Genomic DNA, 24,238 nt, shown 5'->3' with positions numbered 1-24,238 from the left:
AGCGGGAGTAGGCACTGTTCGGAAGCAAGCGAACACGCAACGGAAAACCCATGATAGGACTCGAACTCACGGCTGCGTTTATCGACGCGATGGTACTGCTTCAACAAGGCGGCAGTCCGGCGATCACCGGGACCGGACTGGCGGCGCTCGGGGTCGGGCTGGCCGGCTTTGGCGCGGGGTATGCCGAGCGCGGCATCGGTGCGGCCGCAATCGGCGCGCTCGCCGAGGACTCGATCTCGTTCGGTATCGCGCTGGTGATGACCGTGCTCCCGGAGACGATTGTGCTCCTCACGCTGGTCACGCTGTTCTTGCAGTAACGCCTTCCAACCAATGAGTCTCGATACGGTCGCCGAAGACATCAAAGACGACGCCAGGGAGCGCGCCGAGCGCATCGACGAGGAGACCGACGAGCGCGTCGAGGAAATCATTTCCGAGGCCGAGGCCGACGCCGAGGAAATCCTCGCCGAGCGCGAGCGCGACCTCGAAACGCGCATCGAACAGGAGCGCGAACAGAAACTCTCCAGTGCGAAACTGGAGGCCAAACAGAAGCGCCTCGAAGCGCGCCGCGACAGCCTCGCCGAGGTTCGCGACCGTGCCGAATCCGCAATCGCGGACATCGCCGGTGACCGGCGCGAGGAGCTGACCCGCGAGCTGCTCGACGACGCGGCGGCGGAGTTCGATGAGGGTTTCGTCGAGGTCTATGGTCGCGACGACGACGCCGACCTCATCGAGTCGATTCTCGACGACTACGAGGACTTCGAACGTGCTGGGTCGGTCGAGTGTCTCGGCGGCATCGTCGCCGAGAGCGAAGCCTCGCGCGTGCGGGTGAACAACACCTTCGACTCGGTGTTCGATGCGGTCTGGGACGCGGAGTTGAAAGCAGTCAGCGAACGACTGTTCGACCAATGAGCACGCGAACGAACGCATCGAGTTCGAACTACGAGTACGTCACCGCGCGCGTCCGCTCGCGCCGGGCGAAGCTGTTCGACGAGGACGATTATCGCAAGCTGATTCGGATGGGACCGGGCGAGATCGCCCGATTCATGGAAGAATCGGAGTACGAGGAGGCGATGAACGCCCTCGGCGCGCGGTACTCCGGGGTTGACCTCATCGAGAACGCCCTCCACCGGAACCTCGCGAACCACTTCGACGACCTGCTCCGGTTCGCCGAGGGACCGCTGTACGACTACATCGCGCGCTATCTCCGTCAGTTCGACGCATGGAACATTAAAACTGTCATGCGCGGGCTGTATTCCGAGGCCGAGCGCGAGGCGGTCGAGACCGACCTCATCCGCGCCGGCGAGTTCTCGGATGAGCGCATCGACCGCCTGCTCGGCGCGGAGTCGATAGAGGCGGTCGTCGATATGCTTGCGGACACGCTGTTCGGGGAGGCACTCGCCGAGGCCTACGGCGATTACGAGGAGCGAGCGGTGCTCGTCCCGCTCGAAAACGCCACCGACCGGGCGTTTTACGAGGCGCTCATCGAGGACCTTCCTGCGGAACCGAACCGCCCGACGCAGCTGTACATCGATTTCCTCGAAGCCGAAATCGACTTCCGGAACGTCGAGAACGCGCTGCGGCTCTCCCGGAGCGGCGCGGACGTCGACCCCGCCGAATACTACATCGACGGCGGGCGGCTGTTCGAGGAGGAGGAGGAGATTCGTGGATTGGTCTCGAACACCGACGAACTCGTCGCGCGCCTGCGCGAAGGTCCCTACGGCGACGATCTCGATGCAGCGCTGTCCGAACTCGAATCGGCCGAGAGCCTGCTGGGTGTCGAGCGCGCACTCGACCGGGCGCTGCTCGAATACTCGCGAAGCCTCTCGAATCGCTATCCGCTCTCGGTCTGTCCGGTCTTTGCCTACGTGCTGGCGAAGATGCGCGAGGTGGACAACGTCCGCGCCATCGCGCGCGGCAAGGAGGCGGGGCTGGACCCCGAGACCATCGAGGAGGAGCTGGTGATGGTATGAATCGACAGGCCGAAACGGGTGGCGTTCACAGTACCAGCCCATGAGTCAGGAGATAGCCGTCGTCGGCAGCCCGGAGTTCACGACGGGCTTTCGACTCGCGGGCGTCAGAGCCTTCGAGAACGTGCCCGACGACGAGAAGAGCGAGGAACTCGACGCGGCGGTCGAGCGCGTCTTCGACGACGAGGACATCGGCATCGTCGTGATGCGCGAGGACGACATGGAACATCTCTCGCGGGGGGTGCGAGAGGACGCCGAAACGAGCATCGAACCCACGCTGGTGACCCTCGGCGGCGAGGGAGCCGGCAGCGGCGGACTGCGCGAGCAGATCAAACGCGCCATCGGCATCGACCTGATGGACGACAGTTAATTTATGAGCCAGGCAACAGATACACGGACGGACGAGGACGGCACGATTGCGAGCGTGAGCGGTCCGGTGGTGGTGGCGACGGACCTCGGCGCTCGGATGAACGACGTGGTCTACGTCGGCGAGGAAGGGCTGATGGGCGAGGTCATCGAGATCGAGGGCAACCGGACGACGATTCAGGTCTACGAGGAGACCTCGAACGTCGCGCCGGGCGAACCCGTCGCGAACACCGGCGAACCCCTCTCGGTAGATTTGGGTCCCGGGATGCTCTACTCCATCTACGACGGCGTCCAGCGCCCGCTCGACGTGCTCGAAGACCGGATGGGCGCGTTCCTCGACAGGGGTGTCGACGCGCCGGGCATCGACATGGACGAAGAATGGGAGTTCACGCCCACCGTCGAGGAAGGCGACGACCTCGAAGCCGGCGATGTCGTCGGCACAGTTCCCGAGACCGAGAGCATCGAGCACAAAGTTCTGGTCCCGCCGGACTACGACGGTGGCGAGGTGACGAGCGTCGTGGAGGGCGCGTTCACCGTCACCGAGACGGTCGCCGAACTCGATTCCGGTGAGGAAGTCACGATGCACCAGGAGTGGCCGGTGCGCGAGGCCCGACCCACCGTGGACAAGGAGACGCCGACCACACCGCTCGTCACAGGACAACGGATTCAGGACGGCTTGTTCCCGCTCGCCAAGGGCGGGACGGCCGCGATTCCGGGTCCATTCGGGAGTGGGAAGACGGTCACCCAGCAAAGTCTTGCGAAGTTCGCGGATGCGGACATCGTCATCTACATCGGTTGTGGCGAGCGCGGCAACGAGATGACGGAGGTCATCGACGACTTCCCCGAACTGGAGGACCCGAACACCGGGAAGCCGCTGATGTCACGGACCTGTCTCATCGCCAATACCTCGAACATGCCGGTGGCGGCGCGCGAATCCTGTGTCTACACCGGGATTACCATCGCCGAGTACTATCGAGACATGGGCTACGACGTGGCGCTGATGGCCGACTCGACATCGCGGTGGGCCGAGGCGATGCGCGAAATCAGTTCGAGATTGGAGGAGATGCCCGGCGAGGAGGGGTATCCGGCCTATCTCGCCGCCCGTCTCAGCGAGTTCTACGAGCGTGCGGGCTACTTCCAGAACATCAACGGAACTGAAGGCTCCATCTCGGCGGTCGGCGCGGTTTCCCCGCCCGGCGGCGACTTCTCCGAACCCGTGACCCAGAACACGCTGCGTATCGTGAAGACGTTCTGGGCGCTGGATGCCGACCTCGCCGAACGCCGGCACTTCCCGGCCATCGACTGGAACGAGTCGTACTCGCTGTACCGCGACCAGCTCGACCCGTGGTTCGAGGAGAACGTCGCCGAGGACTGGCCCGACGTGCGCCAGTGGGCCATCGACACGCTCGACGAGGAGAGCGAACTCCAAGAGATCGTCCAACTGGTCGGCGAGGATGCGCTGCCGGACGACCAGCGGCTCACCCTCGATATCGCGCGCTACCTGCGCGAGGCGTTCCTCCAGCAGAACGCGCTCGACGACGTGGACGCCTACTCCGCGCCGGAGAAGACCTACCTCATCATGCAGGCCATCAAGACCTACAACGACGAGGCGTTCGCGGCGCTCGACGCCGGGGTCCCGGTCGAGGAGATAACGAGCATCGACGCCGCACCGCGGCTGAACCGTATCGGCACCACCGAGGAGTACGAGGAGTTCATCGAGGACATCGAGACGAACATCGAGAGCCAGCTCCGGGAGAAGTACTAGACTACCACAGCCAATGAAAGAATACCAAACTATCGAGGAGATCAGCGGACCGCTCGTCTTCGTCGAAATCGACGAGCCGGTCGGCTACGACGAGATCGTCGAGATCGAGCTGCCGAACGGCGAACAGAAGCGCGGGCAGGTGCTCGAATCGAGCGAGGAGTTCGCCTCGATTCAGGTCTTCGAGGGCACCGGCAGCATCAACCGCGAGGCCTCCGTTCGCTTCCTCGGCGAGACGATGAAGATGCCCGTCACCGAGGACCTGCTCGGGCGCGTTCTGGATGGGTCTGGCCGGCCAATCGACGACGGCCCGGAGATCGTCCCCGAGGAGCGCGAGGACATCATCGGCTCGGCCATCAATCCCACCGCGAGGGAGTATCCCGAGGAGTTCATTCAAACTGGTGTGTCGGCCATCGACGGGATGAACACCCTCGTGCGGGGTCAGAAACTGCCCATCTTCTCGGCGTCCGGGCTGCCGCACAACGACCTCGCGCTCCAGATCGCCCGGCAGGCGACGGTGCCCGAGGAAATCGAAGCGGATGACGGCGAGGGCGGCGACGGCGACGAGGACGGCTCGGAGTTCGCGGTGGTGTTCTGTGCGATGGGCATCACCGCCGAGGAATCCAACGAGTTCCTCGCGGACTTCGAGCGCACGGGCGCGCTCGAACGGTCGGTCGTCTTCTCGAACCTCGCCGACGACCCCGCCGTCGAGCGCCAAATCACCCCGCGGCTCGCGCTCACGACCGCCGAGTATCTCGCTTTCGAAAAGGGCTATCACGTGCTCGTCATTTTGACGGATATGACGAACTACTGTGAGGCGCTGCGACAGATCGGTGCCGCCCGCGAGGAGGTGCCCGGTCGGCGTGGCTATCCGGGCTACATGTACACCGACCTCGCCCAACTGTACGAGCGCGCGGGCCGCATCAAGGGCCGCGAGGGGTCAGTCACGCAGATTCCCATCCTGACGATGCCCGGCGACGACGACACGCACCCGATTCCCGATTTGACTGGGTATATCACCGAGGGTCAGATCATGATGGACCGCGACCTCAACTCGCAGGGGATTCAGCCGCCGGTCAACGTCCTGCCGAGCCTCTCACGCCTGATGGACGACGGTATCGGCGAGGGTCTGACCCGCGAAGACCACGGCGACGTCTCCGACCAGTTGTACGCCGCCTACGCCGAAGGTGAGGACCTGCGCGACCTCGTGAACATCGTCGGCCGCGAGGCGCTGTCCGAACAGGACAACCGGTATCTCGACCTCGCCGACCGGTTCGAAAACGAGTTCGTCGATCAGGGCTACGACAACGACCGCGACGTCGAGGAGACCCTCGACATCGGCTGGGACCTGCTCTCGACGCTCCCCAAGGAGTCGCTCAACCGCATCGACGAGGACCTCATCGAGCAGTACTACCGCGAGGACGCCGGTGAGGCGGATCTGACGGACGAGGAATCGACGAGCGAAGAGGACGAGAGCGCGGTCGAGTCCGAGGCCGAAGCTTAAGGACCTCGGTCGATTAGCTTTTTCCAATGGCAAACGACGTCAAACCCACGCGAAAGGAGCTGATGGCCATCGAGGACCGTATCGACCTCTCCGAGCGCGGCCACGACACGCTCGAACAGAAACGCGACGGGCTCATCATGGAGTTCATGGACATCCTCGACCAAGCCCAAGACGTGCGCTCGGGTCTCGGCGAGGACTACGAGCAGGCCCAGCAGACCATCGACATGGCGCGGGCGATGGAGGGCGACCTCGCGGTGCGCGGGGCGGCGGCAGCGCTCAAGGAACACCCCGAGATAACCATCCAGTCGAAGAACATCATGGGCGTCGTCGTGCCCCAGATCGAGTCCTCGAAAGTGAAGAAGGGCCTCGACGAGCGTGGCTACGGCATTCTGGGAACGAGCGCCCACATCGACGAGGCAGCCGACGCCTACGAGGACCTCATCGACTCCATCATCCTCGCCGCGGAGGTCGAGACCGCGATGAAGAAGATGCTCAACGAGATCGAGACAACCAAGCGACGGGTCAACGCGCTCGAATTCAAACTGCTGCCCGAACTCAGGGAGTCGCAGGAGTACATCGAGCAGAAACTCGAAGAGCAAGAGCGCGAGGAGATCTTCCGGATGAAGAAGATCAAGAACAAGAAAGAAGAAGAGGAGCGCGAGGCCCGCGAGGCGGCCACCACCGAAACCGAACGGCCCGAGGGCGAAGTCGCCGTCACTTCGGATTAATCGTCGGTGCGCTCGCTGTAGGCCGCATACCGCAGCAGGTTCATGCTCCACTCCTCGGGGAGGTCGGCGACGAGGTCGGTGACGCTTTCCTGTGTGTAATCGTCGTCGAGCAGCGCCGCGATGTGGTCTGCGGCCTTGCCGTAGGCGACGCTTTTCCCCTCGGCTTCGCCCGCGTCGCGTTCGCTCATGTCATCGGCGTTTTCGATGGCGTCGAGTTTGTGCATGCCGCTCAGCACGCGCAGTCGCAGCCGAACGTTCTCCAGATCCTTGCGGTCTGCCTCATCGAGCATTCTGCCCGCTTTTGTGCATCCCGGTGTATAAACGGTCCGTCAGAGGCCCTCGTAGGTCTCGGCCATCGTCGTGGCGAACTGGCCGTCCCGGTCGGCCGCCAAGACCACAGGGACGAACGGCTCCTCACGTGGCCGGAGGACGAACACCGCGAACGGCGGCTCGGCGCTCGCGGCCAGCCGGTCGATGAGCGGTTCCAGCGGCGTGATGCCGTCGGCGAACTCCTCGTAGAGGTCGCGCTGGCCGGGCTGTTTGGCGAAGGTATAGACCACCCCGTTGGCCTCGTCGTCGGTGTTTCGCGTCGTCCGCGAATTCATCGCGTTTCCCTCGCGTTGTGCCTCCTGCCACGTCTCGCGAGCGACTTCGAAGATGCCGGTCGCGTCGTCGGCGAACGCGACTGTGGTGCGGGTCTCGACCTCGATGTCGGCGAAACGGGGCGTCTCGTTCGTCCACGAGAGCGTGGTGGTGATGCGGTTTCCCGGCTCCAGCCCCTCGACTGCCCGTCCGAGGTCGCCCTCGTAGCCCGCGGTCGTGACGTAGGTCGGGTCCTGCGTCTCGATGTCGAGCAGCAGTAGCTCCGCGGGGTCACGCGGACTGGCGAGCACGCGAAAGGTCCCGTTCGTCGTCGATTCCATACTCGATACTGACTCCGCGCGGTGAAACCGTTCACGAAGGGCTATGGTCGTGGCGGTCCGTCCGGAGGTATGCGCGTCGTTTCCTTGCTCCCGTCGGCGACCGAAATCGTCGCCACGCTCGGCATCGAGCCGGTCGGCGTCTCCCACGAATGTGACCATCCATCATGGGTGGCCGACAAACCTGCCGTCAACCGTTCGCGGGTCGACCCCGAAGCGTCGAGCGGGGAAATCGACGAGCAGGTACTCGCCGCCGAACAATCGGGAGGCGTCTACGACATCGACCTCGGCACTTTCGAACGCCTCGACCCCGACCTCGTGGTCTCGCAGGGCATCTGTGACGTCTGTGCGGTCGATGCGGTGGCAGTCCGCGAGGCCGTCGAGCAGTTGGGACTCGACTGTGAAGTGCTCACGACCGACCCCCACAGCATCGAGGACGTCTTCCCGGACATCCGTCGTATCGGCGCGGCGACGGGCACCGAAAACCGAGCAAGCGAACTCGTCGCCGACCTCGAAGCGCGAGTGCGGATGGTCGAGCAGACGGCCAGGTTGACCGACGACCGCCCGCGCGTGGCGGTGCTTGACTGGACGAATCCCGTGATGAGCGCCGGCCACTGGATTCCCGAGATGGTGGAGATGGCCGGCGGCACGTACGGCCTGACCGACCACGGCGCAGCCTCGCGCCCGGTCGAATGGCGCGCGATTCGGGAATACGACCCAGAAATTCTCGTCGTCGCGCCGTGTGGGTTCGACCTCGACCAGACCACCGAGAACCTCGCTGACCTGACTGAACGGCCGGGTTGGGACGAGTTGACCGCAGTACGGGAGGGCCGTATCTATGCCATCGACGGCCACCAGTACGTCAACCGACCGGGGCCGCGGCTCGTCGACTCGCTCGAACACTTGGGAGGAGTGATTCATCCCGACGCCTTCGAGGACCCGCCGGCCGATGCCGTGCGTCCGCTGTCGGCGCTACCGGTCGAATCCTAGTCGGCGACCGCACACGAGCCGGCGTAGTCGATTTCGGCCATCGAGTCGATGCCCGCCGCGCCACAGACGGGACAGCCAGGGTTCGGCTCGATGGGGAGTTCCTCGAAACGCATCGCCAGCGCGTCGTAGGAAAGCAGGCGTCCGTCGAGGCTCTCGCCGATGCCCATGAGATGTTTGACCGTCTCGGTCGCCTGTATCGAGCCGACGACTCCGGGGAGGACGCCGAGTACGCCCGTCGTTGCACAGTCCGGCACCGTTCCCTCGGGCGGTGCTTCGGGGAACAGACAGCGATAGCACGGCGACCCCTCGGCGAAGGTCGTCACCTGCCCCTCGAAGCGGTAGATGGCCCCGTGCGAGAAGGGAATCCCGGCGAGCGTGCAGGCGTCGTTGACGAGGTATCGCGTGCGGAAGTTGTCGGAGCCATCGACGACGAAATCGTATTCGGAAACGAGCGTTGCAGCGTTGTCGGGATTCAATCGGTAGTCGTAGGTCTCGACCGTTACGTCGGGATTCAGGTGGGCAACGAAGTCGGCGGCGCTGTCGACTTTCTTTGCGCCGACGTCGCCGTCGCCGTGGACGACCTGTCGCTGGAGGTTGCTGCGCTCGACCACGTCGTCGTCGATGATGCCCAGCCGACCGACGCCCGCGGCGGCGAGGTACTGGATGGCCGGCGCGCCGAGACCACCCGCACCGACGACGAGCACGGCCGCATCGAGCAGCGACCGCTGGCCAGTCGGCCCGACCCCGTCCATGATGATATGACGCGAGTAGCGGTCGAGCTGGGTCTCATCGAGACTGAGGTCGCTCATACGTCTTCTACGTCGCCGACGGAATAAACGCGCGGGTCGGACGAGCGAATATCTACATTTATGACGGATGGATTTGTATGCCGACCCAGCATGCAACTGAATTCAGTCGCCGTCGCCCTCGTCACGGCTCTGCTGGTCGTGGGGGCCGGCACGGGCGGCGCGCTCGCCGCCACCGATTCCATCCACGCACAGCAGTCACCGACCGGCACGACCGACGCCAACACGGAAACGGGTGGCTCGGCAACCGGAACGAGCGGCCCGTCCGTCACGTTCAACGACCAGAACAGCAGCGGCGAGAGCGTGCTCATCAAATCCGCGACGCTCCCCGAAAGCGGGTTCGTCGCCATCTACGACAGCACCCGCTCGGGCAACGAAACGAACCAGGTCATCGGGGCCTCGTACCCACTCAGCGCCGGCACGTCGGACAACATCCGCATCCAGCTCGACCAGCCGATCAACAGCTCGAAATCACTGACGGCGGTCGTCCACACCGACAGCAACGGCAACGACCAGTTCGATTTCGTCGCTTCCAATGGCCAACAGGACCCACCGCTCACACAGGGTGACCGCCGCATCGTCGACATCGCACAGGTCACCGTCGAGGACTCGGGGAACGCCGGCGCAGCGACCGACACCCCGACCGGTGACGCCGCGACCGACGCCGGCGGTGAAGCGACCGAGGCTGGCAGTGCCGGCGGAGCCGAAACCAACGCCAGCGGCAACGAAAGCGGCGGCACGAACGGGAGCGGCGACGGCAGCAGCTCGTCCGGTCCCGGCTTCGGTCTCGCGGTCGCGGTCGTCGCGCTGCTCGCGGTCGCGCTGCTCGTGACGCGGCAGAACTGACCCCGGACGCTTTCGCCCGAGCGGTCGTCCGCTACCGCAACGCCGATAGTCGCCCCTCGTCAGGTCCGAGTATGTCGGACGATGCGGGCCCCGGTAGCCACGACCCCTCATGCGAAGCGGACGACCACTCGGAACTGCTCTCGACGCTCGACGCCCACGACCTCGCGGTGTCCGTGACACCCGACGAGGCGACCGACGGCGACGGTTTCGACTTCGACGCCACGGCCGACCCGGCCGAGACCTTTCCGCAATCGGTCGCAAGCGGCGGGCCGACACCGACAGGCGTCATTCTCTGGACGCGTCTCGCGCCGGCGGTCTTCGACGGCGGCACGGTGGGCGTCGAGGTCGCCACCGACGAGGACTTCGGGAACGTCGTGTACAGCGGTGTCATCGCCGACGACCAGCGAATTCGTTCCCACGATTACACTGTGAAGGTCGATCTCGACGGCCAACTCGCGTCAAATCGCGAGTATCACTATCGATTCGTCTACGACGGTGTTGCCTCCCGAACCGGCCGGTGTCGAACGCTCCCCCGGCCGGACGAGTCGCCCGAATCAGTTCGATTCGCCGTGCTCGCCTGTCAGAACTATCATAACGGCTACTACCCGGCCTTCCATCGCGTCGCCGAGGAGGACGTCGATTTCATCGTTCATGTGGGCGATTCCATCTACGAATCCAACGACGAGCGCTTCGCCGGTCCCTACACCGATGACTACGACCGCGGGACATCACTGCCGAGTGGCCACGAGCGCGTGCAGGGCTTGGCGGACTACCGCTATCTCTACCGCACCTACCGCTCGGACGAGTTCTATCAGGCGGCGCTCGAATCGCACACGCTCATCGTCAGCTGGGACGACCACGAGTTCGTCGATGACTTCTACTGGGACGACCGTCGGGATGCGCCCGCGGGCAATCATCCACGGGGTGACGACCCGGAGTTCATGACCGACCTCGTCGCCGACGCGATGCACGCATGGTGGGAGTACATGCCGGCTCGCGTGGAGTACGACCCCGAGGGCGACTCGTTGCAGGAGCGCTTTCGACTATGGCGCGACTTCGCCTTTGGCGACCTCGTGACGCTCGTCATGACCGACGAACGGCTGTTCCGCGACCCGCCGCGGGAAGCGATTCCCACAGTGGATAACGTCGGTCCCCACCGCGAACCGCCCGGCCGGACGATGCTCGGCGAGGAACAGCGCGAGTGGCTCATCGAGACGATAGCCGGTTCGGAATCGCTGTGGACGGTCTGGGCCGACGAGGTGCTGACGGTGCCCTTCCGCCTCGGCTCCGGCCCGCTTTCGGTCTACCCCGTCCAGGGTGGCTGGGACGGCTACACGCGCGAGCGCCAGCGAATCACCGAGGCAATCGCGGCGGCCGATGTCGATAACTACGTGACGCTCACTGGCGACATGCACTGCTACGTGGCGGCCTACCAACAGAGTTCCTATCCGGGTCGGGTTTCCGGCGGGGCGGGCGTCGCACCGGGCGAGCGCATCGGCGTCGAGTTCATGACGCCCGCCATCACGTCGCTCAACATCGCCGAAGCGCTCCGGCTCACGCGCGGCTGGCGCGGCCGACTCACCGAGTCGCTACTGACGTGGCTCGTCACGAAGATGAATCCGCATATCGAGTTTTTCGACAGCCACAACTGGGGCTACTCCGTCGTCGAGTTCACCCGCGAGGACTGTACGTACGTCGGCTACGCCGTCGACAAGACGACGGACGCGCCGGATGCAGAGCGCTCGGTCGTCGCCGCCTACCGAACTCCCGAAGGTGTCGTGGACCTCGAAGACGTGACCGACGAGTACCGCGAGTAGCCACATCCGCTTCGAATGCCACGAGGATTTCGGCCGCTCGCTGCCGCTCACCGGGGAATTATGGGCCCTGTCGGATTCGAACCAACGACCACTCGGTTATGAGCCGAGCGCTCTCACCACTGAGCTAAGGGCCCGCCCACGGGCACAGTCGTCGATGGTGGCATAAAAGTGCGTCTGTTGGCGAAACCGAGACCGCACACCGTACTGGAACCGCTCCACGAGTTCGTCAGGCTTTAGCCCGCGCTGTCGTGAGGTACGCCTCATGGGTCCACGTTTTCGTAGAAGTTCGACACCGTCGTGAGACACGGCCTCACGGGTCGTCAGACCGAAGGTCCGACGCCGCCGCCAGGGCTCGAACCTGGGACAACCTGGGTAACAACCAGGTGCTCTACCAACTGAGCTACGGCGGCTCCGTTTGCATGAAGCGGGAGTTCGTTCATATCGGTTTCGCTTTCGACCGACACGCTTTCGCCCCGGCGGCGCGGGAAGAACGACATGGCCGACGCCCTCGATACACTCCTCGCGGCGGTCCGCGAGCGCGTCACGCCCGACCCCGACGAGCGCGCCCGCCTCGACGCCGCGACCGCCCGCCTCGACGAGCGCGCCGCGGCGGCCATCGAGGACCTCCCTGTCGCAGTCGACACCTTCCACGTCGGCTCGACCGCCCGCGGGACGTGGCTCCCCGGTGACCGCGACATCGACCTGTTCGTACGGTTTCCCCCGGACCTCCCGCGCGAGGAGCTCGAACGCCACGGACTCGCCATCGGCCACGCCGTCCTCCCCGATGGCCACGAGGAGTACGCCGAACACCCCTACGTCACCGGCACGTTCGAGGGGTTCGCCGTCGACCTCGTGCCCTGCTATCGGGTCGAAAGCGCGACCGCCATCCGTTCGGCGGTCGACCGCACACCCTTTCACACCCGCTATCTCGAATCGCACCTCGACGACGCGCTCGCGACGGACGTCCGTGTGGCGAAGCGCTTTCTCTCCGCCGTCGGCGTCTACGGTAGCGACCTCCGCACCCGCGGGTTTTCGGGCTATCTCACCGAGCTGCTGGTGCTCGAACACCGCGGCTTTCGAGAGCTCGTCGAAGCGGCCGCCGACTGGACCCCACCCACGCGCTTCGACCCGGAAAGCCACGGTACGCGGGACTTCGACGACCCGCTCGTGATGGTCGACCCCACCGACCCCGAGCGCAACGTCGCGGCGGTGCTCTCGACGACGAACCTCGCACGCTTCCAACACCACGCGCGCCGGCTGCTCGCCGTCCCCGACGAGAGTCACTTCGAAGACGACCCGCCGGCACCGCTGTCGGTCGCGGACGTCCGACGAGAACTCGACCGTCGTGGGACGACGCCGGTCGCCGTCCGCTTCGACGCACCCGCCATTGTCGACGACCAGCTCTATCCCCAACTCGAAAAATCCCTCGCGGGCGTCCACGCTTCCCTCGACGAGCACGGCTTCGACGTGGTTCGCTCGCGGGCGTTCGCCGAGGAGACGGGAGTGCTGTTCTACGAACTCGCCGTCGCCGAACGTCCACGCATCGAACGTCACGTCGGCCCGCCGGTGGGCGCGCGCGGACACGCCGAGCGCTTCTACGAAACGTACGCGGACGCCGATTGTTATGGCCCGTTTGTCGACGGCGAGCGATACGTCGTCGAGCGCGAACGCGAGTTCCACACCGCGCGCGAACTCCTCGAAGGCGGTCTCGACGGCGTGGCGCTCGGGGCCGATATCGAGCGGGCGCTCGAAGATGGGTACTCGGTGCTCGTGGACGATGACGTCCCCGCTCTCGCCGCGGAGTTCGGCGGCGAACTCGCCGATTACTTCTCGCCCAGCCCGTGAGCCGTCCGCACGTCCTCGATGACCGACCGCAGCCGGCCGTCGACCTCGCCGTCGGGTGTGACCGGCTCGTAGCCGTCGAAGACCTCGTTCACCTTCTTGATGCTCTCCGAGAGGGTTTCGAGACCGTAGCCACCTTCGAGGACGAACCCCAGCCCCGCTCCGCAACGTTCGGCGAGCGCGCGAACGCGGGCGGCCAGCACGCCATACCCCTCCGTCGAGACCTTCATCCGTGAGATGGGGTCGTGTTCGTGGGCGTCGAAGCCGGCGCTCACGAGCAACAGGTCCGGGTCGAACTCGGCGAGTAGGGGCGTAAACACGTCGTCGACGGCGGCCAGATAGGCCGCATCGTCGCCGCCGGCCGGGAAGGCTACGTTCGCGGTGGTTCCCTCGCCGTCGCCCGTCCCGACCTCGTTCGCTTCGCCGGTGCCCGGATACAGCCCGCGCTCGTGAATCGAACAGTAGAAGACGTCGCTGCGGTCGTCGAAGATGTCCTGTGTCCCGTTGCCGTGATGGACGTCCCAGTCGAGAATCGCGACTCGCTCGGCACCGTCGTCGAGAACGGATTGGGCGGCGATGGCGGCGTTGTTGAGAAAGCAAAACCCCATCGCGTCGTCGGCGACGGCGTGATGGCCGGGTGGCCGCCCGATGGCAAAGGGCGTCTCCCGTCCGTCAGCGCCATCGAGTGCCTCCTGTGCGCTCCAGACGGCCTGTCCGGCGCTCGCAAGCGCCGCTTCCCACGTGGCCTCGACGGCCACCGTATCGGGGTCCCACTGGCCACCGCCCTCGGCGCAGAACTCGCGGAACCCCTCGACGTAGTCGTCGTCGTGAACAGCGCAGGCCTGTGCCTCGTCGATGGCGTCGGCCTCGACGTACGCGATGCCGTGGCGCTTGGAGAGACCCTGACGAATCGCGCGCAGGCGGTCCGGACTCTCGGGATGGCGCGGGCCGGGGTCGTGGTCGAGACAGTCGCTCGAATGGCCGAACCTCATTTCCACAGCCCCACTATCCGGGTCACGACGCCCCCCCGGACGCGTAGTACGGTTCGAGTTCGAAGTAGGTCTCGACGTCGGCGAGCGTTATCGTCCGCCGGCCGGCGTGGCGCGCGAGGACGGCCGCGGCCGCCGCGACCCGTCCCGCATACGTTTCGAGGATGCCCGCGAGCGCGACCCGCGCGTCCATCGAGACGCGATAGCGCTCGTCGATGTCGAGCCGGGCGATGCGGTCGACGGGCGCGACCGGGAGTTCCGGGTCCGCCGAGCCATCGCCGTCGAAATCCGCCACGCGCAGCGTCTTTCGGTCGTCGTCGGTCGCCCGTTCTGCGGCCTCGCTGGCCAGCCGTGCGCCCCGCCGCTGAATCCGGCGTGCGAGTTCCTCGGTGGCCTCGCTGCTCACACGCAACGAGCCCGCATGCCGCCGGATGACGGCGTCGACCGGGGCGAACGGGAGCTCGACACTCATGGGCATACGGGGGTCTGTTTCGCTCTTAAGCGTTTCCGTACCCACAGTCAGAACAGTTCCTCGGCGTCGAGTCGGTCCTCCGTAACCGGGCCACGAGCGGTGAGTTCCTGCCCGAGATGCACACTCGTGTCCGTCTCGACACGCATCGTCTCGCTACCGTTGTCGAGGACGACCGGGTCGCCGGCCTGGACGACCGTCCCGGTGAACTCCGTCGGTCCCTCGCTTTCCCCGTCGTCTCGTTCGTCGGTTGCGTCTCCAGCATCGGATACGGTCTCCCCGCCGGCTCCGTCGTCGGCGAACGCACCAAGTCCGGCCGAATCGTCGTCTCCGTCGGCGGTCGCTGTCGATTCGCCGTCGATGGCGAATACGCTCGCGCGCCAGCCCGCCGAGGCTTCGAGGTCCTCGCGCCAACCGTCCTGAATTGCGACGTTCGCGAACTGGATCTCGTCGCCCGGGGCGATCTCCCTGTCCGCTTTCTCGCCCCAGAGCGCCACGCGGATGTCGCCGGTGTCGTCCTGCAGGCGGACGTTTCTGACCTGCCCCTCCGAGCCGTCGTCGCGCTCGAAGGTGCGTTTGGGGTCCGTCGAGCGGACGACGCCGCCGATGTCGACAGTCGTCTCGATCTCCAACTCCTCGATTGGCGTCGTCTCGGGGACGTACTCGACGTCGGCATCGACCGCTTCGAGCGTGCTCCGGGCGCTCAGGTGGACTTCGAGGTCGCCGTCGCGCTCGCGGACGTAGCCGTCGACGAGTTCGACGGTCGTGCCGGGAGCGAGTTCGTTCACCCGCTCTGTTTGATCGTCCCAGAGCGTCACCCGCACCCTCCCGGTTTCGTCGCCGAGCGTGAGGTTCGCCACCCTCCCCTCCGAGCCGTCGTCGCGCTCGAAGGTCCTGATGGAATCGGTGTCGAGGACGATTCCCGTGAGCGTGACGTCCGATTCGCCGAGGGAGAGCGCTTCGATACTGTCCGCGCCGTCGGGGTCGACATCGATTTCGACGTCGGCCGGTTCGGCGCGGTCAGCGCTCACTTCGATGCCGTTGTACCCCTCTTGCGGGCGACCCGCTATCTTGAGCACGTCGCCGACGTCGAGTTCCTCGACCGCTCCCTCGGCACGTTCGTCCCAGAACGCTACCCGAATCCTCCCCGTTTCGTCGGCGACCTCGACGTTGACGACCCGTCCGTCCTCGTCATCGTCGTCGCGCTCGAAGGTCCGCAGCTCGCCGATGCCCGTCACCTTCGCGGCGAATTTCGCCTCTTCCATGCCCGCCTCGACGTCCGCGACACCCTCGATCTCCCCGTCGGCGAGTTCGTGAGCGATGAGCATCGCCGCGGTCTCCTCGTCGGCAAGCCCGCCCATCTCCTCGACCTTCGCCTCGACGGCCTCGCGGAACGCCGTCTCGTCGAGATCGGCATCGAGATCCGCGTAGATATCCGCTATCGCACCCATTGGACGATTTGATACGCGGTGGCCGCTTAAGCGTTGTCGTCGCCGAACAGCCCGCCGCTTGCTGTCGATTTCATCCGTTTCTGTTCGCGCTCTACGTCCCCGGCACGGCCCTCACGGGGTCGCGGTCGTCACCGTCCGCTCGCCGGTCGCGCCGCGATGGACCACCGTCACCGATGCGGGCGGGCTATCGCGCCGAATCGTGAACCGATAGTCGATATCGACCAGCGCCATCGTGCAGGCTCGGCCAGTCGTGGCTGCGCGCTCGGTGGCGACCGTGACGACCAGCCCCGAGTCGCCCCCTTGGACCGATTCGAGCACCGCCGTCCGGCAGCCGTCCTGACCGACTATCGTCCCCTGCACGACGATGCGCGAGCCATTCCCCCGGAACGTCACACGCGTCGTACCGCCCACCGACGTGTTCTTCTCGCCGCCGGCCGGTGCGTCGGGAATCGGAATCGGCTCGCCGGTCGTTTCCGTTGCACCCGTCGTGTTCGTCGCTCGCGGCTCGTTCGTCGGCGACGTCTCACTCGGCTCCGTCGTCGCCGGCCCTGTCGTCGGTGCGGGACCCGCCGTGGTCGGCTCCCCATTCGCCGTGCGAGCGGTGTCGGTCCCGTCGGGCGACGACCCGTCCTCCTCACCATCGCCGCCGAGACAGCCGGCGACGGTGAAAGCACCACCGGCGAGGAACAGGTCTCGGAGCAACTCGCGGCGCTTCATGCCCCCACACCTGCCGGCGAGGATATGGCTCTTGTGGCGGGCCACAATCGTAACGGGTTTAACCGGCTGCCTGCTATCGGGAACTGAGTCCTGGTTGGGTAGTGGACTATCCTACTGGCCTGCGGAGCCGGTGACCGGAGTTCAAATCTCCGCCAGGACGTTTCCGCGGCACAAATCGGTGAGCGAAGCGACCCCCGAACCGCGTGGCCGCTGACGTTTTCGCCGTCACTGGGCGAAACGACAAACTGTTTGGCACGGCTCCGAGAACCGGGTATAGAAACCGTGAGCGACCGAACGAACACGACTGGCGGGACCCGGCGCGAGACGCTGGGGCTGCTCGCCGGCTTCTTTCTGCTCTCGACCGCGGCCGCAGCCTACGAAATCGCGCCGGCGAGCGTCCTTCCAGTCGTTCAGGAGTCGCTCGGTCTCGGCGCGAGCGCGGCGGGCTGGCTCATCAGCGTCATGTACGCGACCGCGGTCGTCACCAGCGTTCCCGCCGGCATCGCCCTCGACCGCTTTTCGGTGCGCAAAGCGGTCGTCTTCGGCACGCTCGCGCTCGTCGTCGCCGGTGTCTGGGGCTGGTATGCGGCCACTGCCGGGGCGTACCTCTGGCTGCTCGCCTCGCGTGTGCTCGGCGGCATCGCCTACGTCATTTTCTGGAACGCTGGCGCGAACGGGGTCGGCAGCGCCGTCCCGCCCCGATATCGGGCGAGTGCCGTCGGCGTGTTCACCGCCAGCGCACCGGTCGGGTTCGCGCTCGGGCAGTTCGGCAGTCCCCTCATCGAGAGCGTCGCCGGCTGGCCCGCAATCTTCCCGACGTACGCCGCCATCGGCGTCGTCGGCGTCGCCGTCTTCTTGCGTGCGACCCGCCGGCGCGTTCCCGGCGTCGAGACGGCCGCACCCGACCGGATGGCGCTGCGCGAACTGTTCACCAGTCCTGCCGTGTGGACGGTCTGTGTGCTCTGCTTTCTCGCCTACTCGCTGTATCTGTTCGTCAACACGTGGCTGCCGAGCTATCTCGTCGAGGGATTCGGCATCCCGCTGGCGGCGAGTGGCCTGCTCACCGCGCTGTTTCCGACGATTGGGGCCATCGGTCGGTCGGCCAGCGGCGTGGTCTCCGAGCGCGTCTTCGGCGGCAAGCGTCGCCCCGTCGCGGTGGCGTCGTTCGCCGTCGCCACGCCGGCCGTCGTGGCCTTCGCGCTCGTCTCGAACATCGGACTCGTCGTCGCCGCGCTGGTCGTCGTCGGCTTCGCCATCCAGCTCGTCACCGGCCTGCTCTTCTCGTATATCGCCGAAATCGTCCCGCCGGCGGTGCGGACCACGGCCGTCTCGCTGCTGACGAGCGTCGGCCTGTTCGGCGCGTTCGTCGCACCCATCGCCGCCGGCACCGTCATCGACCGTGCTGGCTATGGGTCGGCTTTCCTCGTCGCCGGCGGCGTTGCCCTCCTCGGCGTCCTCCTAGCGCTGCGTGCGCCCGAACCCGAGTGAACGCTGCGGTCGTCGTCAGCCCTCGATGTCCGCGCCGAGGACGTTCGTCTTGAGTGCGGTGATAGTCGCCTCGGCGTCCTCGCGCGAGTCGTATCCCGAGGGGCTGACCGCGAGCGTATCGCCGTCGTCATCGACCAGCCGCCAGCGCCAGTTTTCACCGTCGTCCTCGTAGAGGTCGAACGCCGCTTCGGTTTCCGACAGTGAGACATCGATGGTCGTCCCGCCCGGTCCCGGCACCTGAACCGTCTCCGGCAGCTCGACGTCGGTGCCTTCGGAGCGCCGTTCGCGGAGTTTGTTCAGACCGGCTTTCGCCCGGCGACCGTACCCGCTCGCGACGCCGACGGCGCGCTGGAGACGCTCGTCGTCTGCCAGCGACCGTTCGTCGTCGAGGACGCGCTCGACGCCACGGTCGAGCGCCGCTTCGATGTTGCTGCCGAGGACGGTCTCGCCGTCGCGGGCAAGCGCGATTTCGTAGCCGCGCCACTCGATGCCCTCGGCAGTCGCGTCGTCGCCGTCCAGTCCGTCGCGGCCGTATTCGACGGCGAGAAACGCCTCCGTGACGCCCGCCCCGTCGGTACTGTAGGCGACGTGGAGGGTGGCGTTCGGACGAACCGTGAGGGTGTATTCGTGGTCGCTCATGCGGCCGCTTCGACGGCGGCGCTTATCAGTGTTCATCCGGCGCTCGCAACCCACCCAGCCCACGGGTATTTATTTTCGTGCCACAGTACCTCGTCGTATGAACGCCAAAACGGGACTCGGCATCGTCATCGTCGTGCTCGGCGTCGTCGCCATCGCCACCGTGGCCGTGCTCGCGCCGACCGCGACGTGTACGCGGACGGGCGAGGCAATCGGCGGGCTGAGTCCGGTGCAGTTCATCGAGGTCGCCGACGGCGAAGTCGTCTATAGCCGCGACGGTGGTGCGAGCATCTGTTCGATTCCGCTGACTGTGCTCGCGGTACCGGGTGGGTTCGTCGTTGCCGGCGTCGGACTGTTCGTCCTCGGCTCCTAGCTCTCGCGGCGCTCGTAGAGAGCGAGAGCGACCACCGATATGACATCTTCTCCCGACGATTCGGCCGGGAGCGCCGGCGCTGGCTTGCAACGCACCTATCCGTGCTGGAGTCCAGCAATCAAGTATGGCTGACGACCTCGACATGGGCGCGCTCACAGGGCGTGAACAAGCGGCGCTCAAGCGGTCCAGAACGATGGCACGACTGCTCGACGAGGCGATTTCCATCCCCGGCATTGGCTACCGCGTCGGTCTCGACCCGGTGCTCAGCATCGCCCCGGTCTCCGGCGACGCCGCCGGCGCGGCGCTGTCGCTGTACATCGTCGCCGAAGCCGCTCGGCTCGGCGTCCCGCCGAAGACGCTGCTCATGATGGTCGGCAACGTCGCCCTCGACACGGTCGCCGGGTCGGTGCCGGTGCTCGGCACGCTCGTCGACGCCGTCTGGAAGGCGAACAAGCGCAACGTCGCGCTGCTCGAAGACCACCTCGCCGGCCGCGAGGACATCGCCTGAGTCACGTCGTAACGGATTCGAGAGCGATGAGGGACCATCTCCGTGCGGGCATCGCCATCTACAACGCCGGCAACCACCACGCCGCCCACGACGCGTGGGAGGAGCGCTGGCTCGACCTCGCGGGCGACGACGAGCGCTTTCTCCACGGTCTCATCCAGTTCACCGCGGCGGTCCATCACGCACGAAATCGCAACTGGCCCGGAACGACCGGTCTCGCCGAGACCGCCCGCGAGTACCTCACACCGCTCTCCAGCGAGTACCGCGACGTAAACGTCGGCGAAGTGCGAGACTCCCTCGCGGCGCTGCACGCCGACCCCGAACGTATCGAGCGCGCGCCGCCGCTGGCGCTCACCCACGAGGGCCGTGAACTCGCCCTTGCCGACCTCGATTTCGGCGCGAGCGCCGTCGCCGCGGCGGTGTTCGCCGAACACGGCGACTACGACGAAGCGATGGTCGAACGCGCCATCGGATACGCCCGCGCGGACCTCGATGCTGGTCGGGCGACCAGCCCGTTCGTGACGCTCGTGATGGACTTCGCACGCGGCGGGAACCGCGCCATCGTCCACCAGCGCCTCGCCGAGCACACCGACCGCCGCACCGCCCGCGAGCGCAGCGTCGATGGCCTGTTCGAGACCTAATACTCCGCGGAGTTGTCCTTCGGCTCGTAGCCGAGGACCTCGCGGGCGCGCTCCAGGGAGTAGTATTTCCGGTCGTTGTCGGAGATGCCGTAGACGATTTCGTAGCCGTAGTCGGCTTCGATGGCGCGCTCGAAGAGGTGGGCACAGTCCCGGTGGGAGAGCCACATCGCCTGTCCGCGCTCGTAATCCTCCGGCGGGTGATTCTCGGTGAGATTGCCGATGCGCAGGCAGACGACGTTTATCCCATGTTCGTCGTGGTAGTATCGACAGAGCGTCTCGCCGGCGGCCTTGCTCACGCCGTAGAGGTTGCTCGGACGCGGCAGTTCGCTGCCGTCGAGACGGAAGTCGTCGTCCGAGCGGTACATCTCGGGAGTGCGGTCGTCGGCCTCGTAACCGCCGACCGCGTGGTTCGATGAGGCGAAGACGAACTTCCCGACGCCGGCGGTTGCGGCCGCCTCAAGCACGGTGTGAGTGCCGTCGATGTTGTTTTCGAGCACGCTGTCCCACGGCGCGTCGGGTCGCGGGTCGCCGGCGAGATGGACCACGACATCGACGTCGGCCATCGCCTCGACCATCGCCTCGCTGTCGGTGATGTTTGCGACGAGGTAGATGTGTTCGGTGTCGCCGGTCGGCGGCTCGCGGTCGACGAGCCGCCAGTCGTAGGCGTCGCCGAGCCGGCCGACGATTGCGCGACCGACGCGCCCGGACGCACCAGTGAGTAACACAGTCGGCTCCCGTGGCCTCCCCGCCATTCGTGTGGCAATCGGGCAGGCACCGGTAAGTACCGTGCGGTTCTTTCGCTCAGGCCAGTCGCGCGAACGCGAGCGTCCCGCTGATGTTCTCGATGTAGATATCGACCACGTCGCCCTCCTGCGCGCCGGGGACGAAGATGGTGTACTTGCCCTGTTCGGCCACGCCATCGCCCTTGCGGCCCGTTCCCGTGATCTTTACCTCGTAGGTGCGACCCTCCTCGACGTCGGGGCGCTGTTCGGTCTCCTGGCTGCCGGTGTTCTTCTCCACGGGACGAAAGGCACCGCAGGCCTCACAGCGCAGCATCTGCGTGCGACCCTCCATCTCCAGTCGGGTGTCTGGCAGGCCACACTCCGAGCAGATGACGAACTCCTGGCTATAGCTGTCGATGGCCGCGTCGAAATCCGCCCCCGAAAACGAGCCGTTGTAGCGCGCACGGTCGCCGCTGAACTGCCCATTGGTGCCGAGTTCGCGCTGAATCACCCGATGGACGTGTTCGGCGTCCCGCGAGAGCGCGTCGGCGACGTCCCCGAGGTTCGTCAGTCGAGTGAACGCGCCGTCCTTCTGTGCCTCAGCGTCGGGCACGTCGAGGCGCGAATCACCCGTGTCGAGGTCCGGAACCGAATCCATCGCCCGGTCGAGGCTGGCTTCGTAATCCATAGCGGAACTGGGGTGTCCGCACCTAAATGGATTCCGTGAGAGTCCGCGACAGACTCGCTGGGCGGCCACGCTCTCGCTACCCGGATTTTACCAGATAACCGAACGCGGTGGCGCGCGATGAATCCGGCCGGCGACCGGAGAACGCGCGAGGGATGAGCGAAGTGAGGGCCAAAGCCCGAGCGAAGGGAATCGGTTGGGGAGGTATGTGGGCTGTGCGGGGCGGTGGTGGTCTCTCATTTTTGTCAGCAATCGCCGTCGGCGATGCGTTGCCGATACATATCGTTGTCCGTTAGTTTACGGTCGGTCGATTGCCAGCGCATTTGGTCAACAATCACGTACCATCCCCCATGAGCGATTCCGAGAACAACGATACGGGACCGACAAAAGCCGAGAGCGCGTGTTTCGAGGTGGGCATCAAGTTCGGCTCGCTGTATCACCAATTCGCCGGCACCCCCGTGAGTCCCGAGAGCGCGGCGAGTCTGGCCCGAGCGATGGAAGACGCCATCGAAAACCAGCCCCACTGCGAGTCGGTCACCGTCGAGATGGATGACGACGCACTCGCCGCGGCCGCCGACGGCGGCTACACCGAACTCACGGGCCGGTTCATGACCGTGAAAATCGTCGTCGCGCGCGAGGACCGAACCGTCACCGCGCGGATGGCGATGGACAACGGCTACCCGCTGATGGAAATCGAGTCGGTCGAAAATCGCTGAGCAACGGTGAACCACCCTGTCGAACCGGGTTTCACTTCCGCTTTCGGGCGCGCTTTTAAACCTCGTGCGGCACAATACCAACCATGAGCCAAGCGACGTTCGACGAGGACGACCTCTTCGACGAGGCCGCAGACGACATTCGGGCCGATGTGAGTGAGCACCTCGATGCGGCCGAGGCGGCGCTGCCCGCCGCCGAGGAAATCTGGGCGGTCGAGGCCGAGAACACGCTCGGGGTGCTCAACGCGCTGCGCTCGGCGCTCGATACCGGCGACGCCGCCGCACACCTCCGCGACGCGAAGAAGTCGTACATGATGGGCGAGCGCGCCGAGGTGTTCGCCGACGGCGACGAACTGGGCGAACGAATCGCGGCGCTCGACGACGCGATGGGTGACATCGAGGCGGCCCACGAGCACGCAAGCGAACTCGCGAGCACGGTTCCCGAACTCCGCGAGACGCTCGACGAGTTCCAGACGGCTGAAGACGACGCTGAGGCGAGCGCCGACGCGACCGACGGGAGCGAGGAAGCCGCCGAGTAGACGGTCAGGGGTCTCGCTCCTCGACGGCTTCGAGCAGCGTCACGAGCGCCGCCGTCGCCCGCTCCAACAGCTCCTCGCCACGCTCGGTGGTCGCCTCACTCGGGTCGCCCACCGCGCCGCTGTCGGTGAACTCAGCCGAATCGAACGCGAGGTTCGTCCCCGCGACCCACTCGCCCCAGCCATCGCCTGCACCCTCATGCGCGGCCTCGATGCGCTCGTCGTGGACGAGTTCCGGCTCGATTGCTCTGAGCATGGCGGTCTCGACCGGCCCGCCGTGGCCCATTCCCGTCGCGCCGATGGCGTCGAACCACGTGAACGGTACTGCGTACGCTTGCTCGTGGCGAGTCACGTCCGCACAGACCTCCCGCAGCGCGCCGACGTTGCCCCCATGGCCGTTGACGAGCACTATCCTGTTCCAGCCCTGTGCGGCGAGGCTCGTGAGTACGTCGCGGACGTACCCTCGGAAACTGTCGGGCGAGACCCAGAGCGTCCCCCGGAAATGGCGGTGTTCCTCGGCGATACCGACGGGAATCGCGGGCGCGATGACGGTTTCGTGTCCGTTTTCCTCACGGACCTCGGCCGCACCCGCCGCGACCGCGCGGGCGGTCAGGTGGTCGGTGCCGAGCGGGGCGTGCGGGCCGTGTTGTTCGGTGCTGCCGACGGGCACGACCGCGAGGTCCGTATCGAGGTCGTCGGCGTCGGTCCACGTCGCCTCGGTGAGGTGCATACGCCGGAGTGGGATGCCAACGGGTTAAAGCAGGC

The 24,238-nt window shown here is 66.1% G+C and carries 28 protein-coding genes and 3 tRNA genes; 18 read left to right on the top strand and 13 right to left on the bottom strand.

Annotated features, from left to right (window positions below):
- Window positions 1-50: 50 nt before the first annotated feature.
- Genes ACQUQO_RS02735 through ACQUQO_RS02705 form a run of 7 tightly spaced genes read left to right on the top strand, consistent with a single transcriptional unit; the run spans window position 51 to window position 6,327 of the window.
- On the top strand, window positions 51-317 hold the full coding sequence (locus ACQUQO_RS02735; protein WP_435076406.1) for a hypothetical protein: 267 nt from the start codon (window positions 51-53) through the stop codon (window positions 315-317).
- Between the two features lie 13 nt (window positions 318-330).
- Complete coding sequence (locus ACQUQO_RS02730; RefSeq protein ID WP_435076405.1) at window positions 331-909, top strand: V-type ATP synthase subunit E; 579 nt, start codon at window positions 331-333, stop codon at window positions 907-909.
- Complete coding sequence (locus ACQUQO_RS02725) at window positions 906-1,970, top strand: V-type ATP synthase subunit C (RefSeq protein WP_435076404.1); 1,065 nt, start codon at window positions 906-908, stop codon at window positions 1,968-1,970. The genes ACQUQO_RS02730 and ACQUQO_RS02725 overlap by 4 nt, the downstream gene beginning before the upstream one ends.
- Window positions 1,971-2,010: 40 nt before the next feature.
- Window positions 2,011-2,337 carry a V-type ATP synthase subunit F gene (locus ACQUQO_RS02720; protein ID WP_435076403.1) on the top strand — a complete coding sequence of 109 codons (327 nt, stop codon included), beginning with the start codon at window positions 2,011-2,013 and terminating at the stop codon, window positions 2,335-2,337.
- Window positions 2,338-2,340: 3 nt separating this feature from the next.
- Window positions 2,341-4,098 (top strand): ATP synthase subunit A, encoded by a 1,758-nt coding sequence (locus ACQUQO_RS02715; RefSeq protein ID WP_435076402.1) that lies wholly within the window; start codon window positions 2,341-2,343, stop codon window positions 4,096-4,098.
- Between the two features lie 13 nt (window positions 4,099-4,111).
- Window positions 4,112-5,599, top strand: a complete 1,488-nt coding sequence (locus tag ACQUQO_RS02710; RefSeq protein ID WP_435076401.1) for a V-type ATP synthase subunit B — start codon at window positions 4,112-4,114, stop codon at window positions 5,597-5,599.
- A gap of 26 nt (window positions 5,600-5,625) precedes the next feature.
- Window positions 5,626-6,327 carry a V-type ATP synthase subunit D gene (locus ACQUQO_RS02705; RefSeq protein ID WP_435076400.1) on the top strand — a complete coding sequence of 234 codons (702 nt, stop codon included), beginning with the start codon at window positions 5,626-5,628 and terminating at the stop codon, window positions 6,325-6,327.
- On the opposite strand, the gene ACQUQO_RS02700 is transcribed toward ACQUQO_RS02705, so the two are convergent.
- Together ACQUQO_RS02700 and ACQUQO_RS02695 are read right to left on the bottom strand one after the other, a co-directional pair.
- Entirely contained in the window at window positions 6,324-6,617 is a 294-nt protein-coding gene (locus tag ACQUQO_RS02700; RefSeq protein ID WP_435076399.1) for a hypothetical protein, read from the bottom strand. The two genes, ACQUQO_RS02705 and ACQUQO_RS02700, sit on opposite strands and share 4 nt — an antisense overlap.
- A 39-nt stretch (window positions 6,618-6,656) precedes the next feature.
- Window positions 6,657-7,250, bottom strand: coding sequence for a DUF6663 family protein (locus tag ACQUQO_RS02695; RefSeq protein ID WP_435076398.1), 594 nt, complete (start codon window positions 7,248-7,250; stop codon window positions 6,657-6,659).
- 69 nt (window positions 7,251-7,319) lie between these two features.
- Between ACQUQO_RS02695 and ACQUQO_RS02690 the strand changes: the two genes are divergently transcribed.
- Window positions 7,320-8,237: a cobalamin-binding protein gene (locus tag ACQUQO_RS02690; RefSeq protein ID WP_435076397.1), complete on the top strand. Its 918-nt coding sequence runs from the start codon at window positions 7,320-7,322 to the stop codon at window positions 8,235-8,237.
- On the opposite strand, the gene ubaA is transcribed toward ACQUQO_RS02690, so the two are convergent.
- Window positions 8,234-9,046 (bottom strand): SAMP-activating enzyme E1, encoded by an 813-nt coding sequence (gene ubaA, locus ACQUQO_RS02685; RefSeq protein WP_435076395.1) that lies wholly within the window; start codon window positions 9,044-9,046, stop codon window positions 8,234-8,236. The genes ACQUQO_RS02690 and ubaA overlap by 4 nt on opposite strands.
- A 90-nt stretch (window positions 9,047-9,136) precedes the next feature.
- Between ubaA and ACQUQO_RS02680 the strand changes: the two genes are divergently transcribed.
- Window positions 9,137-9,889 (top strand): DUF7282 domain-containing protein, encoded by a 753-nt coding sequence (locus tag ACQUQO_RS02680; protein ID WP_435076394.1) that lies wholly within the window; start codon window positions 9,137-9,139, stop codon window positions 9,887-9,889.
- Between the two features lie 71 nt (window positions 9,890-9,960).
- Window positions 9,961-11,706 (top strand): alkaline phosphatase D family protein, encoded by a 1,746-nt coding sequence (locus tag ACQUQO_RS02675; protein WP_435076393.1) that lies wholly within the window; start codon window positions 9,961-9,963, stop codon window positions 11,704-11,706.
- Window positions 11,707-11,767: 61 nt separating this feature from the next.
- On the opposite strand, the gene ACQUQO_RS02670 is transcribed toward ACQUQO_RS02675, so the two are convergent.
- Window positions 11,768-11,840 (bottom strand) — tRNA-Ile (locus ACQUQO_RS02670).
- Window positions 11,841-12,043: 203 nt separating this feature from the next.
- Window positions 12,044-12,116: transfer RNA gene (locus ACQUQO_RS02665), tRNA-Asn, on the bottom strand.
- 85 nt (window positions 12,117-12,201) lie between these two features.
- Between ACQUQO_RS02665 and cca the strand changes: the two genes are divergently transcribed.
- Complete coding sequence (gene cca, locus ACQUQO_RS02660; RefSeq protein WP_435076392.1) at window positions 12,202-13,551, top strand: CCA tRNA nucleotidyltransferase; 1,350 nt, start codon at window positions 12,202-12,204, stop codon at window positions 13,549-13,551.
- Here the strand turns inward: cca and ACQUQO_RS02655 are convergent.
- The 4 genes from ACQUQO_RS02655 to ACQUQO_RS02640 all read right to left on the bottom strand — a co-directional run bounded on the left by ACQUQO_RS02655 (window position 13,530) and on the right by ACQUQO_RS02640 (window position 17,174).
- Window positions 13,530-14,540 carry a histone deacetylase family protein gene (locus ACQUQO_RS02655; protein ID WP_435076391.1) on the bottom strand — a complete coding sequence of 337 codons (1,011 nt, stop codon included), beginning with the start codon at window positions 14,538-14,540 and terminating at the stop codon, window positions 13,530-13,532. The genes cca and ACQUQO_RS02655 overlap by 22 nt on opposite strands.
- Window positions 14,541-14,562: 22 nt before the next feature.
- Window positions 14,563-15,009: a histone gene (locus ACQUQO_RS02650; protein ID WP_435076390.1), complete on the bottom strand. Its 447-nt coding sequence runs from the start codon at window positions 15,007-15,009 to the stop codon at window positions 14,563-14,565.
- A gap of 47 nt (window positions 15,010-15,056) precedes the next feature.
- Window positions 15,057-16,457 (bottom strand): single-stranded DNA binding protein, encoded by a 1,401-nt coding sequence (locus tag ACQUQO_RS02645; protein ID WP_435076389.1) that lies wholly within the window; start codon window positions 16,455-16,457, stop codon window positions 15,057-15,059.
- Between the two features lie 111 nt (window positions 16,458-16,568).
- Window positions 16,569-17,174: a hypothetical protein gene (locus tag ACQUQO_RS02640; RefSeq protein WP_435076388.1), complete on the bottom strand. Its 606-nt coding sequence runs from the start codon at window positions 17,172-17,174 to the stop codon at window positions 16,569-16,571.
- Between the two features lie 87 nt (window positions 17,175-17,261).
- Here ACQUQO_RS02640 and ACQUQO_RS02635 point away from each other — a divergent pair.
- Both ACQUQO_RS02635 and ACQUQO_RS02630 read left to right on the top strand, forming a co-directional pair.
- Window positions 17,262-17,334: transfer RNA gene (locus ACQUQO_RS02635), tRNA-Arg, on the top strand.
- Window positions 17,335-17,456: 122 nt separating this feature from the next.
- Window positions 17,457-18,662, top strand: coding sequence for an MFS transporter (locus tag ACQUQO_RS02630; RefSeq protein WP_435076387.1), 1,206 nt, complete (start codon window positions 17,457-17,459; stop codon window positions 18,660-18,662).
- A gap of 15 nt (window positions 18,663-18,677) precedes the next feature.
- On the opposite strand, the gene ACQUQO_RS02625 is transcribed toward ACQUQO_RS02630, so the two are convergent.
- Entirely contained in the window at window positions 18,678-19,301 is a 624-nt protein-coding gene (locus ACQUQO_RS02625) for a YegP family protein (protein ID WP_435076386.1), read from the bottom strand.
- A 97-nt stretch (window positions 19,302-19,398) separates the two neighbouring features.
- Here ACQUQO_RS02625 and ACQUQO_RS02620 point away from each other — a divergent pair, with 97 nt between their 5' ends.
- The 3 genes from ACQUQO_RS02620 to ACQUQO_RS02610 all read left to right on the top strand — a co-directional run bounded on the left by ACQUQO_RS02620 (window position 19,399) and on the right by ACQUQO_RS02610 (window position 20,817).
- Window positions 19,399-19,671: a hypothetical protein gene (locus ACQUQO_RS02620; protein ID WP_435076385.1), complete on the top strand. Its 273-nt coding sequence runs from the start codon at window positions 19,399-19,401 to the stop codon at window positions 19,669-19,671.
- Window positions 19,672-19,795: 124 nt separating this feature from the next.
- Window positions 19,796-20,179, top strand: coding sequence for a DUF4112 domain-containing protein (locus tag ACQUQO_RS02615; protein WP_435076384.1), 384 nt, complete (start codon window positions 19,796-19,798; stop codon window positions 20,177-20,179).
- 26 nt (window positions 20,180-20,205) lie between these two features.
- Window positions 20,206-20,817, top strand: coding sequence for a DUF309 domain-containing protein (locus tag ACQUQO_RS02610; protein WP_435076383.1), 612 nt, complete (start codon window positions 20,206-20,208; stop codon window positions 20,815-20,817).
- Here the strand turns inward: ACQUQO_RS02610 and azf are convergent.
- Window positions 20,814-21,569 (bottom strand): NAD-dependent glucose-6-phosphate dehydrogenase Azf, encoded by a 756-nt coding sequence (gene azf, locus ACQUQO_RS02605; RefSeq protein ID WP_435076382.1) that lies wholly within the window; start codon window positions 21,567-21,569, stop codon window positions 20,814-20,816. The genes ACQUQO_RS02610 and azf overlap by 4 nt on opposite strands.
- A gap of 49 nt (window positions 21,570-21,618) precedes the next feature.
- Complete coding sequence (locus tag ACQUQO_RS02600) at window positions 21,619-22,227, bottom strand: translation initiation factor IF-2 subunit beta (protein WP_435076381.1); 609 nt, start codon at window positions 22,225-22,227, stop codon at window positions 21,619-21,621.
- Between the two features lie 347 nt (window positions 22,228-22,574).
- Between ACQUQO_RS02600 and ACQUQO_RS02595 the strand changes: the two genes are divergently transcribed.
- Window positions 22,575-22,940: a dihydroneopterin aldolase family protein gene (locus ACQUQO_RS02595; protein WP_435076380.1), complete on the top strand. Its 366-nt coding sequence runs from the start codon at window positions 22,575-22,577 to the stop codon at window positions 22,938-22,940.
- Window positions 22,941-23,023: 83 nt separating this feature from the next.
- On the top strand, window positions 23,024-23,476 hold the full coding sequence (locus ACQUQO_RS02590; RefSeq protein ID WP_435076379.1) for a DUF5790 family protein: 453 nt from the start codon (window positions 23,024-23,026) through the stop codon (window positions 23,474-23,476).
- Window positions 23,477-23,480: 4 nt separating this feature from the next.
- Here the strand turns inward: ACQUQO_RS02590 and ACQUQO_RS02585 are convergent, their stop codons facing one another.
- Window positions 23,481-24,203 carry a creatininase family protein gene (locus tag ACQUQO_RS02585; RefSeq protein ID WP_435076378.1) on the bottom strand — a complete coding sequence of 241 codons (723 nt, stop codon included), beginning with the start codon at window positions 24,201-24,203 and terminating at the stop codon, window positions 23,481-23,483.
- Window positions 24,204-24,238 lie beyond the last annotated feature (35 nt).

The sequence above is a fragment of the Halococcus sp. AFM35 genome (assembly GCF_051195015.1).
Classification (GTDB): Archaea; Halobacteriota; Halobacteria; order Halobacteriales; family Halococcaceae; genus Halococcus.
The sequence above is the reverse complement of the archived record's forward strand: the minus strand, read 5'-3'. Positions and strand labels throughout refer to the sequence as shown.